An 11,041-nucleotide genomic window follows, 5' to 3' on the forward strand; every position below is an offset into this window, starting at 1 on the left:
TCATGAGCGAAACGGTGACCAAGCGCAAGCCGGTCGGCAAGGACATCTCGACCCGCCGTCGCGCTGGCAAGGTTCGTCGGCACGCCCGGCTGCGCAAGAAGATCAGCGGCACGGCTGCCCGGCCGCGGATGTCGGTGAAGCGGTCCTCGCGGCACATCGTCGTTCAGCTGATCGACGACGTCGCGGGCCACACCCTGGCGTCGGCGTCCACCCTCGAGGCGGACGTGCGCGCGGTGGAGGGCGACAAGAAGGCCAAGGCCGCCAAGGTCGGCGAGCTGGTCGCGGCCCGTGCCAAGGAGGCCGGGATCTCCAAGGCGGTGTTCGACCGGGGTGGCAACGCCTACCACGGCCGGATCGCCGCACTGGCCGACGCCGCCCGCGAGGCGGGGTTGGAGTTTTAGACAGTGAACAAGTTCGAGAACGGAAGGAACGCCTGATGCCGGGACGTACGCGGCAATCCGGCGGCCAGGGCGGACCCGGCGGCGACCGCGAGCGCGGTGGCGGCCGGGACCGCAGGGACCGTCGTGACGGTGGCCGTGGCGGGGCGGCCCAGGACAAGACCCCGCACCTCGAGCGCGTCGTAGCGATCAACCGCGTGGCCAAGGTGGTCAAGGGTGGTCGTCGCTTCAGCTTCACCGCGCTGGTCGTCGTCGGTGACGGCGACGGTCAGGTCGGCGTCGGCTACGGCAAGGCCAAGGAAGTTCCCGCGGCCATCGCCAAGGGTGTCGAGGAGGCGAAGAAGAACTTCTTCCGCGTGCCTCGGATCGCCGGCACCATCCCGCACCCCGTGCAGGGTGAGGAGGCCGCCGGTGTGGTGCTCCTCCGTCCGGCCAGCGCCGGTACCGGTGTCATCGCCGGTGGCCCGGTGCGTGCGGTGCTGGAGTGCGCCGGTGTGCACGACGTGCTGTCGAAGTCGCTCGGCAGCGACAACGCGATCAACATCGTGCACGCGACCGTGCGGGCCCTGAAGGACCTGCAGCGTCCCGAGGAGGTCGCGGCTCGCCGTGGCCTGCCGCTCGAGGACGTGGCTCCGGCCAGGATGCTGCGGCAGCGTGCGGGCCAGGGGGTCTGACATGGCGCAGCTGAAGGTCACCCAGATCAAGAGCACGATCGGCACGAAGCAGAACCACCGGGCGTCGCTGCGCACCCTCGGGCTGCGCAAGATCCGGCAGTCTGTCGTGCGGGATGACACCCCTGAGACCCGCGGGCTCATCCACACGGTCCGGCACCTGGTGACTGTGGAGGAGGTCAAGGCATGACCATCAAGATCCACCACCTGCGGCCCGCCCCCGGGGCCAAGCGCGACAAGATCCGCGTCGGCCGCGGTGAGGGCTCGAAGGGCAAGACCGCCGGTCGCGGCACGAAGGGCACCAAGGCCCGGAAGAACGTGCCTGCCGGCTTCGAGGGTGGGCAGATGCCCATCCACATGCGGCTGCCGAAGCTGCGTGGCTTCAAGAACCGCTTCCGCACCGAGTACCAGCCGGTGAACGTGGGCGACATCGCCCGCGTGTTCGCCGACGGTGGCAAGGTCGGCAAGGAGGAGCTCGTGGCCCGCGGCCTCGTCCGCAAGAACCAGCTGGTGAAGGTTCTCGGCAACGGCGACGTCGAGGGCGTCAAGCTCGACGTCACCGCCGACGCCTTCTCGGCCAGCGCCAAGGAGAAGCTCGAAGCCGCTGGTGGCAGCGCCACCACGCTCTGAGCCACCCAGAGGCTGAAACGGCCCGCCCGGTCCACGTGACCGGGTGGGCCGTTTTCCGTTTGCCTGGCCGGTTATGTTCGAGACGTGACCTGGCTGCTGGTGTTCTTCGGTGCCGCGCTGCTCATCGCGCTGACACCCGGTGCGAACAACCTGCTCGGCCTGCACCACGGCATGCGCCACGGCCTCGGCAAGGCGCTCGCCGGGCTCGCGGGCAGACTCGCCGCGTTCGTGCTCATGATCGCCGCCGTCGCGGCCGGCCTCGGGCAGGTGCTGGCGGCGTCGGAGCTGGCGTTCACCGTCATCAAGTGGGTCGGTGTCGCCTACCTCGCGTGGCTCGGCGGCAGCCTGCTCGTGAGCACCTTCCGGCACGGCACGCGTCCCCGGCTGCCCGAAGGGGAGGCGGCCGATCCGCTGCCGGTGTGGCCGGTGGTGCGCAAGGAGTTCCTGGTCGCGATCACCAATCCCAAGGCGGTGCTCGTGTTCACGGCGTTCGTGCCGCAGTTCGTCGACGCCGGTCACGGCCCGATGGGCTGGCAGGTGGCGGTGCTCGGCGCGGTGTACCTGCTGGCGGAGTTCCTCGCGGGCACGGTCTACGTTGGCGTCGGCGCCGTGGCGAGGGTGGCCGCTCTCTCAGCGCGGGCGCGACGCAATGTCGACCGCGGCACCGGGATCGTGCTGCTCGGGATGGCGGGCGCACTGGCGACCTCGGCCAGATGACGCATTAGCCCGTACTACCTGCGGGCACTACCACAGGGGCTGTTAGAGTCGACGACACGCTGCGGGACACTTGTGCCCCGGAGCGCTCCTGGCTTGCCCGCCAGCGACTGTGTCCTGCCGGTACCCCGTACCGGCCAAGCCGATCGTCGGTTGATCACCGGCGACGCCGAGGAGGTCCCCCGCGTGCTCAGCGCATTCCGCTCGGCTCTCGCGACGCCGGACCTGCGCAAGAAGATCCTGTTCACGCTGATGATCGTGGCCGTGTACCGGATCGGTGCGGTCATCCCAGCGCCCGGGGTTTCGTACCCCAATGTTCAGGCCTGTCAGGCGCAAGTCGAGAACCAGAACATCTTCTCCCTGCTGAACCTGTTCAGCGGTGGTGCGCTCCTGCAGCTGTCGATCTTCGCGACGGGCATCATGCCCTACATCACGGCGAGCATCATCGTGCAGCTGCTCACCGTGGTGATTCCGCGCTTCGAGGAGCTGAAGAAGGAGGGGCAGTCCGGCCAGGGCAAGCTCACGCAGTACACGCGCTACCTGACGATCGCGCTGGCGATCCTGCAGGCGACGGGTGTCATCGCTCTCGCGGACCGCGGTCAGCTCTTCGGCGACTGCGACCAGCCGGTCCTCCCGGACAACAGCGTCGCCACGCTGGCGATCACGGTCCTCACGATGACCGCGGGCACGGCCGTGATGATGTGGCTCGGCGAGCTGATCACCGAGCGCGGCGTCGGCAACGGCATGTCGCTGCTGATCTTCCTGAACATCGCGGCGCAGATCCCCGCCGAGGGCGCCAACATCCTGAGCAGCCAGGGCGGACTGGTCTTCTTCTTCGTCTGTCTCCTCGCGCTGGCGATCATCGCGAGCGTCATCTTCGTGGAGCAGGGCCAGCGCCGGATCCCGGTGCAGTACGCCAAGCGCATGATCGGCCGCCGGATGTACGGCGGCACCTCGACGTACCTGCCGATCAAGGTCAACCAGGCCGGTGTCATCCCGGTCATCTTCGCGTCGTCGCTGCTGTACCTGCCCGATCTCATCGGCAGGCTGGTGGGCGACCCGAACCAGGCTTCCGGCTGGCAGCGGTTCCTCCAGACCTACCTGGTGGACCAGTCGAGCTGGTTGCACATCCTCTCGTACTTCGCGCTGATCATCTTCTTCACGTACTTCTACATCACGATCACCTTCAACGTTGACGAACGTGCTGAGGAGATGAAGAAGTTCGGTGGGTTCATCCCGGGCATCCGGCCCGGCAGGCCCACCGCCGAGTACCTGAGCTTCGTACTCGGCCGCATCACGCTGCCGGGCTCGATCTACCTCGGCATCGTGGCGATCCTGCCCAACTTCTTCTTGTCCATCACCGGCCAGGGACAGAACCAGAACTTCCCGTTCGGCGGCACGGCTGTGCTGATCATGGTCGGTGTCGGACTCGACACCGTGAAGCAGATCGAAAGCCAGCTCATGCAGCGCAACTACGAAGGGTTCCTCCGATGACGCGTGTGGTTCTCGTTGGTCCGCCAGGTGCGGGTAAGGGCACGCAGGCGGTCGCTCTCTCCGAGCGGCTGCGGGTGCCGCACATCTCGACGGGTGACCTGTTCCGGGCTCACGTGGGGGAGCAGACGCCGCTGGGTCAGGAGGCGAAGCGCTACCTCGACTCGGGCGACCTCGTGCCCGACTCGGTGACGAACGAGATGGTGCGGGAGCGGCTGGCCGATCCGGACACGAAGGCGGGCTTCCTGCTCGACGGCTTCCCCCGCAACACCAAGCAGGCCGAGGTGCTCGGCGAGATGCTCGCCGAGTCCGACACCGCGCTGGACGCCGTGATCGAGCTCCAGGTGCCCGAGGACGTGCTGGTCGAGCGGCTGCTCGGCCGCGGTCGCGCGGACGACACCGAAGAGGTCATCCGCCGCCGCCAGCAGGTGTACCGCTCGGAGACGGCTCCGCTGCTCGAGTTCTACGCCGACATCCTGGTCACCGTTGACGGCGTCGGCGACATCGACGAGGTCTCCTCGCGCGTGCTGGACGCGCTCGACAAGAAGTCGTGAACCTGCGCGGTCTTCGCATGCCGAGGTGGTTGCGCCGCGGCAGCTCCATCGAGATCAAGACCAGGGGCGAGCTCGAGGCGATGCGGGAGGCCGGCCTGGTCGTCGCGCGCACCCTCGCCCTGGTGACCGAGGCCGCCAAGCCGGGTGTGACCACGATCGAGCTGGACGAGCTCGCCGAGCAGACCATCCGCGAGGCGGGCGCCGTGCCGTCGTTCCTGGGCTACCACGGCTTCCCGGCTTCGATCTGCGCGTCGGTGAACGAGCAGATCGTGCACGGGATCCCGTCGGCGGCGCGGACGCTGGCCGACGGGGACCTGCTGTCCGTGGACTGTGGTGCGATCCTGAACGGCTGGCACGGCGACTCGGCCGTGACGATCGCCGTCGGTGACGTCACAGACGCGGACCGTAAGCTCTCGGCGGCCACCGAGGCCGCGATGTGGGCGGGTGTCGACGCCGTCAGGCCAGGTGCCCGGCTCACCGACATCTCCTTCGCGGTCGAGTCGGCGGCGCTGCGGGCCGGCGAGGCTGACGGCCTCGAGTACGGCATGGTGGTGGAGTACGGCGGCCACGGCATCGGTCGCGAAATGCACATGGACCCGTTCCTGCCGAACGTCGGCAAGCCCGGCAAGGGGCCGGTGCTCGAGGCCGGGATGGCCCTCGCGGTGGAGCCGATGCTGACCGGCGGCTCGGGTGAGACGGTGGAGCTGGAGGACGGCTGGACGGTCGTGACCGCAGACGGCTCCCGCTCGTCGCACTGGGAGCACACCGTCGCGGTGACCGAGGACGGCCCCTGGGTGCTGACGGCCCCGGAATCCACCTGACCGGGCGACGGCGGTCCGGACCGGATCCATCGCCGGTGGAGTGAGCGGACGGCGTTCGGCCTGCTCAGCGTGGCTCTTCGCCCGTCGTGGTGATTCCGTTACGGTGTTACCATTGAGTGGGTGCGACGGAACGTCGTCGTGCCTCTAGCACAGGCGGCCCCCCGTTTGGGGTGCTTGACACAGGGTGCGTACACTGTCTAGCTGGCGTGCCCATCACGTCGATTCCATCGCGCTTGTGAAATGCACTCGAGTTCCTGGGGCATTGGAGTCGGTGTGACGTGCGTGCCACTGACAGTAAGCACTCACCGCTCAACCAATCACGAAACGCGGAGGACATGGCGAAGAAAGACGGGGCCATCGAGGTCGAAGGCCGCGTGATCGAGCCGCTTCCCAACGCGATGTTTCGCGTCGAGTTGGAGAACGGCCACAAGGTCCTAGCCCACATCAGCGGCAAGATGCGGCAGCACTACATCCGCATCCTGCCTGAGGACAGGGTTGTCGTCGAGCTTTCGCCCTACGACTTGTCCCGTGGTCGCATCGTCTACCGCTACAAGTGATCACGGAGAGCGTGGCTGAGGTCGACGACCTCGGCCAAGGGGCGCGCAGCAACTCAGCACGAGCAGGAAAGCAGGAGACGTGAAGGTCAAACCGAGCGTCAAGAAGATCTGCGACAAGTGCCAGATCGTCCGCCGGCACGGCCGGATCATGGTGATCTGCGACAACCTGCGGCACAAGCAGCGGCAGGGCTGATCGCAAGCACTCGTTCCGGAGTGGCTTGACACATCAATACCTCCCCGTACCTGCCGGGTCGCCACGGCGGCCTGGTTCACCCCCGGGCTTCAGGCCGGGGCCGGGACACCACCCGCGAGAGCGAGTGGGCGACAGCGAGTCGTCCCGGGATGGCCGGGGAGCAGACCTGAAGACACGACGAACATAAGGAGCACGAGCGCCAATGGCACGACTCGCTGGCGTCGACCTCCCCCGCGAAAAGCGGTTGGAGATCGCGCTTACCTACATCTACGGCGTTGGCCGTACCCGCTCCAGGGAACTGATCGCCGCTACCGAGCTGAACGCGGACACCCGCGTGAAGGACCTCAGCGACGACGACCTGGTGAAGCTGCGGGACTACATCGAAGAGAACTTCAAGGTCGAGGGTGACCTCCGCCGCGAGGTGAATGCCGACATCCGTCGCAAGATCGAGATCGGGTGTTACGAGGGTCTGCGGTGGCGCCGTGGTCTGCCCGTCCGCGGGCAGCGCACGAAGACGAACGCCCGTACCCGCAAGGGCCCGAAGAAGACGGTGGCAGGCAAGAAGAAGGCGGGCAAGAAGTGAGCGTCCGCGGCAGGAGGGTCGTGCAGGTCGGCGCGAACCAGCGCCGCGGATCGGCCTCGTGCGTCTCGCCGAAGGCCCTTTACGCCCGTCCGATGGCGCTGCGCCAGCTGTACACCGACGCCGGTTCCGTGATCCGGCGCGGGCAGCGTGAGGCCGCGGCCGCCCACCAAGAGAACTCGCGGTAGAGGAGAAGCACCCAGACATGCCCCCCAAGGCTCGTACCGGCGCCAAGAAGGTCAGGCGCAAGGAAAAGAAAAACGTCGCTCACGGGCACGCCCACATCAAGAGCACGTTCAACAACACGATCATCTCGATCACCGACCCGAACGGCGCGGTGATCTCGTGGGCCTCGTCCGGCCACGTCGGGTTCAAGGGCTCGCGGAAGTCCACCCCGTTCGCCGCTCAGATGGCTGCCGAGAACGCCGCGCGCAAGGCCGCCGAGCACGGGATGAAGAAGGTCGACGTGTTCGTGAAGGGACCCGGCTCCGGCCGGGAGACCGCGATCCGCTCGCTGCAGGCCGCCGGCCTCGAGGTCGGCACCATCCAGGACGTGACCCCGCAGCCTCACAACGGCTGCCGCCCGCCGAAGCGGCGCCGGGTCTGAGGAACGGGGAGGAGTAAGCACACATGGCTCGTTACACCGGCCCCGCGACGCGCATCTCGCGTCGCCTCAAGGTCGACCTCATCGGCGGTGACCAGGCTTTCGAGCGTCGCCCCTACCCGCCCGGCCAGCACGGCCGCGGCCGGATCAAGGAGAGCGAGTACCTGCTCCAGCTGCAGGAGAAGCAGAAGGCTCGCCACACCTACGGCATCCTCGAGCGCCAGTTCAAGCGCTACTACGAGGAGGCCGCGCGGCGCACCGGCAAGACCGGTGAGAACCTGCTGCAGATCCTGGAGTCCCGGCTGGACAACGTGGTCTACCGCGCCGGCCTCGCCCGCACCCGCCGGCAGGCCCGTCAGCTGGTCAGCCACGGTCACTTCCTGGTCAACGGCCAGAAGGTGAACATCCCCAGCTTCCGCGTGTCCAAGTTCGACATCATCGACGTGCGGCCCAAGTCGCTGCAGATGCTGCCGTTCGTGGCCGCCAAGGAGGCGATGGGCGAGCGCCCCATCCCGGCTTGGCTGCAGGTGGTCCCCTCGACCCTGCGCATCCTCGTGCACCAGCTGCCCGAGCGCGCGCAGATCGAGGTTCCGGTGCAGGAACAGCTGATCGTCGAGTTCTACTCGAAGTGATCCACCACCCGGCTCCGGCCGGGGGGCGGATCCGGCGGCGGCGCCGTGGAGTGCGCCGCCGCCTACGCCACACCTTTCGGCGTCATATGGCGGGCGCCGGCAGGAAAGGAAGAAGGAAAGTGCTGATTTCCCAGCGGCCGACTCTCGGCGAAGAGACGGTCAACGAGACCCGCTCCCGGTTCACCATCGAGCCGCTCGAGCCGGGCTTCGGCTACACGCTCGGCAACTCGCTGCGGCGCACGCTGCTGTCGTCGATCCCGGGTGCCGCGGTCACGAGCATCCGCATCGACGGCGTCCTGCACGAGTTCACCACCGTTCCCGGGGTGAAGGAAGACGTCACCGAGATCATCCTGAACCTCAAGGAGCTCGTGGTGTCCTCCGAGGAGGACGAGCCGGTCACCATGTACCTGCGCAAGCAGGGCCCCGGTGAGGTCACCGCGGCCGACATCGTGCCCCCGGCCGGTGTCACCGTGCACAACCCGGACCTGCACATCGCCTCCCTGAACGGCAAGGGCAAGCTCGAGATCGAGCTCGTCGTCGAGCGGGGCCGCGGCTACGTGCCTGCGCTGCAGAACAAGCAGGCGGGCGCGGAGATCGGCCGGATCCCGGTCGACTCGATCTACTCGCCGGTGCTGAAGGTGACCTACAAGGTCGAGGCCACCCGTGTCGAGCAGCGGACCGACTTCGACAAGCTGATCCTGGACGTGGAGACCAAGCCGTCGATCACGCCCCGGGACGCGGTCGCGTCGGCCGGTAAGACGCTCGTGGAGCTCTTCGGTCTGGCCAGGGAGCTCAACGTCGACGCCGAGGGCATCGAGATCGGCCCGTCGCCGCAGGAGGCGGACACCATCGCCGCCTACGCGATGCCGATCGAGGACCTGGACCTCACGGTGCGGTCCTACAACTGCCTCAAGCGCGAGGGAATCCACACCGTCGGCGAACTGGTCTCGCGCAGCGAGGCCGACCTGCTCGACATCCGCAACTTCGGCGCGAAGTCGATCGACGAGGTCAAGATGAAGCTCGTCGGTCTCGGCCTCACGCTGAAGGACAGCCCGCCCGGGTTCGACCCGACGGCCGCCGCGTCCAGCTACGACGGCGAGGGCTGGGGTGGCGATGTCGCCGACGGCCTTTCCGACAGTGGCCACGACGATGGCCAGGACTACGCAGAGACGGAGCAGCTGTAAGACCGGCGGGGCGGTCCGCAGTGGACCATCCACTGTGGACCGCCTGGTCTTGCCGCTGAGAAGTTAACGAGGAGAACCGATGCCCACCCCCACCAAGGGACCCCGTCTCGGTGGCTCGCCGTCGCACGAACGGCTGATGCTGGCGAACCTGGCCACGTCGCTGTTCGAGCACGGCAAGATCACCACCACCGAGGCCAAGGCCAAGCGCGTCCGGCCGCTTGCCGAGAAGCTGATCACCAAGGCAAAGCGCGGTGACCTGCACAACCGGCGTCAGATCATGCGGATCATCCGCGACAAGGACGTCGTGCACAAGCTGATCGCCGAGATCGGACCGTTCTTCGTGGACCGCAACGGCGGTTACGTCCGCATCACCAAGACGCTGCCGCGCAAGGGCGACAACGCCCCGATGGCGGTCATCGAACTGGTGGCGGAGAAGACGGTCGCGGCGGAGGCCGAGGCGGCGCGCAAGACCAAGTTCGCCAAGGACGAGAAGCCCGCCGAGGAGACCACCGAGGCCCCTGAGGCCGAGGCCACCGAGGCTGCCGACGCGAAGGCCGACGACCAGGACGCCGAGGCTCCCGCCTCCGCGACCGACGAGGCGACGGCCGCGCCTGCCGAGGGCGCCGAGGACAAGACCGACGAGCCGGCCGACAAGGCCGACAAGAAGGACGAGTCCTGACGGCACAGAACGTCACGAACGAGCCCGCCACTCCCGCTGGGGAGGGCGGGCTCGTTCGTCTGCGCCTCGACGTCTCCTACGACGGCACCGGCTTCTCGGGCTGGGCGCGTCAGCCGCAGCGGCGCACCGTGCAGGGCGTGCTTGAGGACGCACTCGCCAAGCAGCCTCCCGGGGCCGCATTGGCCCGCTCCGTGGTCGTCGCGGGCCGGACGGACGCCGGGGTCCACGCGACCGGTCAGGTCGTCCACGCGGACGTGGTGCCGTTCTCGGGCGAACCGACGTCGCGGCGCCTGACCGTCGACGAGCGTGGCGTCCCTGACCTCGACCGCATGCGGCACCGCTGGAACCGGATCCTGCCGGCCGACGTACGCGTGCTCGGCGTGCGTGTCGCCCCCGAGGGGTTCGACGCCCGGTTCTCCGCGACGCGGCGGCACTACCGCTACCAGGTCTCCGACGCGCCGTACGGCGTCGACCCACTGCGCCGCCACGACACCCTCGCGTGGGGCCGTCCGCTCGATGTGGACGCGATGAACGAGGCTTCCGAGGCCCTGCTGGGCCTGCACGATTTCGCGGCCTACTGCAAGCAGCGGGAGGGCGCCACGACGATCAGGGAGCTGCAGCGTCTCGTCTGGCGCCGGGTCGCGGAGCACGACGTGCACGTGGACGTGTCGGCCGACGCGTTCTGCCACTCCATGGTGCGCAGCCTCGTCGGCGCACTGTTGCTGGTCGGCGACGGTCGCCGCGAGGTCGCGTGGCCGGGAACGGTGCTGGAGAGCCAGGAGCGGGCGAGCGCGGTCGCGCCCGCCCACGGCCTCACCCTGGTGGGCATCGACTACCCGCCGGACGCGGAGCTCGCCGCCCGTGCCCAGCAGACCCGCAACCTGCGCACGGTGTGACCCGACTGCAGTGAAGGCCACCATGCCTGCGTTCAACGCAGTGTTGAGTCTCAGCTGATGTGACACAGTTTGTGTCTCTCGGCATGTGACACACCCGGGTCCGGGTGATATCGGGGTCTGTCGCTTGAGCAGCGTTGTGGTTGCTGACCATGACGCGGAAGCGGGCGAAGATGCTGCTGATGGACGCCACGTTGGTGGTTCAGCCGAAGCTGGAGAACGTGTCGGAGTGGTGCCGGGCCAACGGTGTCGATAGGCGTACGTTTTATCGGCACCGTGCCCGGATCCTGGCCGAGGGGCAGTGGCGGGAGCGGTCCCGGCGGCCGAAGACCTCCCCGGGGGCCACGCCGGAGCCGGTGGTGGCCGAGATCGTGCGGCTGCGCGCTGAGCTAGCCCCGGACAACGGCGCCGACCCGATCCGTGACGCGCTGCAGGTGCTG

18 protein-coding genes are annotated in these 11,041 nt (G+C 68.2%); all 18 read left to right on the plus strand.

Annotated elements, in window-relative coordinates; translation table 11 throughout:
- Window positions 1–2: 2 nt before the first annotated feature.
- Entirely contained in the window at window positions 3–401 is a 399-nt protein-coding gene (rplR, locus tag DI005_RS05150) for a 50S ribosomal protein L18 (RefSeq protein WP_112277105.1), read from the plus strand.
- A gap of 35 nt (window positions 402–436) precedes the next feature.
- Window positions 437–1,072, plus strand: coding sequence for a 30S ribosomal protein S5 (gene rpsE, locus DI005_RS05155; RefSeq protein WP_091802171.1), 636 nt, complete (start codon window positions 437–439; stop codon window positions 1,070–1,072).
- A gap of 1 nt (window position 1,073) precedes the next feature.
- Entirely contained in the window at window positions 1,074–1,259 is a 186-nt protein-coding gene (rpmD, locus tag DI005_RS05160; protein ID WP_110334834.1) for a 50S ribosomal protein L30, read from the plus strand.
- Window positions 1,256–1,699, plus strand: coding sequence for a 50S ribosomal protein L15 (gene rplO / locus DI005_RS05165; RefSeq protein ID WP_112276862.1), 444 nt, complete (start codon window positions 1,256–1,258; stop codon window positions 1,697–1,699). Before rpmD ends, rplO begins: the two co-directional genes overlap by 4 nt.
- An 84-nt stretch (window positions 1,700–1,783) precedes the next feature.
- Window positions 1,784–2,416, plus strand: coding sequence for a LysE family translocator (locus DI005_RS05170; RefSeq protein ID WP_199542520.1), 633 nt, complete (start codon window positions 1,784–1,786; stop codon window positions 2,414–2,416).
- Window positions 2,417–2,599: 183 nt separating this feature from the next.
- Window positions 2,600–3,907 (plus strand): preprotein translocase subunit SecY, encoded by a 1,308-nt coding sequence (gene secY, locus DI005_RS05175; RefSeq protein ID WP_112277109.1) that lies wholly within the window; start codon window positions 2,600–2,602, stop codon window positions 3,905–3,907.
- Window positions 3,904–4,458 carry an adenylate kinase gene (locus DI005_RS05180; protein ID WP_113641393.1) on the plus strand — a complete coding sequence of 185 codons (555 nt, stop codon included), beginning with the start codon at window positions 3,904–3,906 and terminating at the stop codon, window positions 4,456–4,458. The genes secY and DI005_RS05180 overlap by 4 nt, the downstream gene beginning before the upstream one ends.
- Window positions 4,459–4,475: 17 nt before the next feature.
- On the plus strand, window positions 4,476–5,279 hold the full coding sequence (gene map, locus DI005_RS05185) for a type I methionyl aminopeptidase (RefSeq protein ID WP_113641398.1): 804 nt from the start codon (window positions 4,476–4,478) through the stop codon (window positions 5,277–5,279).
- Window positions 5,280–5,614: 335 nt separating this feature from the next.
- Window positions 5,615–5,836 (plus strand): translation initiation factor IF-1, encoded by a 222-nt coding sequence (gene infA / locus DI005_RS05190; RefSeq protein ID WP_005443304.1) that lies wholly within the window; start codon window positions 5,615–5,617, stop codon window positions 5,834–5,836.
- A gap of 79 nt (window positions 5,837–5,915) precedes the next feature.
- A complete protein-coding gene (rpmJ, locus tag DI005_RS05195; RefSeq protein ID WP_005443306.1) occupies window positions 5,916–6,029 on the plus strand; it encodes a 50S ribosomal protein L36 in 114 nt (37 codons plus the stop codon).
- Between the two features lie 202 nt (window positions 6,030–6,231).
- Window positions 6,232–6,612 (plus strand): 30S ribosomal protein S13, encoded by a 381-nt coding sequence (rpsM, locus tag DI005_RS05200; protein ID WP_110334838.1) that lies wholly within the window; start codon window positions 6,232–6,234, stop codon window positions 6,610–6,612.
- On the plus strand, window positions 6,609–6,797 hold the full coding sequence (locus DI005_RS05205) for a hypothetical protein (protein WP_110334839.1): 189 nt from the start codon (window positions 6,609–6,611) through the stop codon (window positions 6,795–6,797). Before rpsM ends, DI005_RS05205 begins: the two co-directional genes overlap by 4 nt.
- 17 nt (window positions 6,798–6,814) lie before the next feature.
- Window positions 6,815–7,216, plus strand: coding sequence for a 30S ribosomal protein S11 (rpsK, locus tag DI005_RS05210; RefSeq protein WP_110334840.1), 402 nt, complete (start codon window positions 6,815–6,817; stop codon window positions 7,214–7,216).
- A 23-nt stretch (window positions 7,217–7,239) separates the two neighbouring features.
- A complete protein-coding gene (rpsD, locus tag DI005_RS05215; protein WP_112276866.1) occupies window positions 7,240–7,845 on the plus strand; it encodes a 30S ribosomal protein S4 in 606 nt (201 codons plus the stop codon).
- Between the two features lie 119 nt (window positions 7,846–7,964).
- Window positions 7,965–9,029, plus strand: a complete 1,065-nt coding sequence (locus tag DI005_RS05220; RefSeq protein ID WP_110334842.1) for a DNA-directed RNA polymerase subunit alpha — start codon at window positions 7,965–7,967, stop codon at window positions 9,027–9,029.
- 79 nt (window positions 9,030–9,108) lie between these two features.
- A complete protein-coding gene (gene rplQ / locus DI005_RS05225) occupies window positions 9,109–9,708 on the plus strand; it encodes a 50S ribosomal protein L17 (RefSeq protein ID WP_112276868.1) in 600 nt (199 codons plus the stop codon).
- Window positions 9,705–10,604 carry a tRNA pseudouridine(38-40) synthase TruA gene (truA, locus tag DI005_RS05230; RefSeq protein ID WP_113641394.1) on the plus strand — a complete coding sequence of 300 codons (900 nt, stop codon included), beginning with the start codon at window positions 9,705–9,707 and terminating at the stop codon, window positions 10,602–10,604. Before rplQ ends, truA begins: the two co-directional genes overlap by 4 nt.
- A gap of 149 nt (window positions 10,605–10,753) precedes the next feature.
- The coding region (locus DI005_RS05235) for a helix-turn-helix domain-containing protein (RefSeq protein WP_255565650.1) at window positions 10,754–11,041 on the plus strand (288 nt) is incomplete at its 3' end.

Source organism: Prauserella sp. PE36, from assembly GCF_003311655.1.
Taxonomy (GTDB): domain Bacteria; phylum Actinomycetota; class Actinomycetes; order Mycobacteriales; family Pseudonocardiaceae; genus Prauserella_A; species Prauserella_A endophytica.

Excerpts from the sequence above, each read along its gene's own strand:
- rplR (WP_112277105.1), top strand. The coding sequence starts at position 3 with ATGAGCGAAACGGTGACCAAGCGCAAGCCGGTCGGCAAGGACATCTCG.
- rpsE (WP_091802171.1), top strand. The coding sequence starts at position 437 with ATGCCGGGACGTACGCGGCAATCCGGCGGCCAGGGCGGACCCGGCGGC.
- rpmD (WP_110334834.1), top strand. The coding sequence starts at position 1,074 with ATGGCGCAGCTGAAGGTCACCCAGATCAAGAGCACGATCGGCACGAAG.
- rplO (WP_112276862.1), top strand. The coding sequence starts at position 1,256 with ATGACCATCAAGATCCACCACCTGCGGCCCGCCCCCGGGGCCAAGCGC.
- DI005_RS05180 (WP_113641393.1), top strand. The coding sequence starts at position 3,904 with ATGACGCGTGTGGTTCTCGTTGGTCCGCCAGGTGCGGGTAAGGGCACG.
- map (WP_113641398.1), top strand. The coding sequence starts at position 4,476 with ATGCCGAGGTGGTTGCGCCGCGGCAGCTCCATCGAGATCAAGACCAGG.
- infA (WP_005443304.1), top strand. The coding sequence starts at position 5,615 with ATGGCGAAGAAAGACGGGGCCATCGAGGTCGAAGGCCGCGTGATCGAG.
- rpsM (WP_110334838.1), top strand. The coding sequence starts at position 6,232 with ATGGCACGACTCGCTGGCGTCGACCTCCCCCGCGAAAAGCGGTTGGAG.
- rpsK (WP_110334840.1), top strand. The coding sequence starts at position 6,815 with ATGCCCCCCAAGGCTCGTACCGGCGCCAAGAAGGTCAGGCGCAAGGAA.
- rpsD (WP_112276866.1), top strand. The coding sequence starts at position 7,240 with ATGGCTCGTTACACCGGCCCCGCGACGCGCATCTCGCGTCGCCTCAAG.
- rplQ (WP_112276868.1), top strand. The coding sequence starts at position 9,109 with ATGCCCACCCCCACCAAGGGACCCCGTCTCGGTGGCTCGCCGTCGCAC.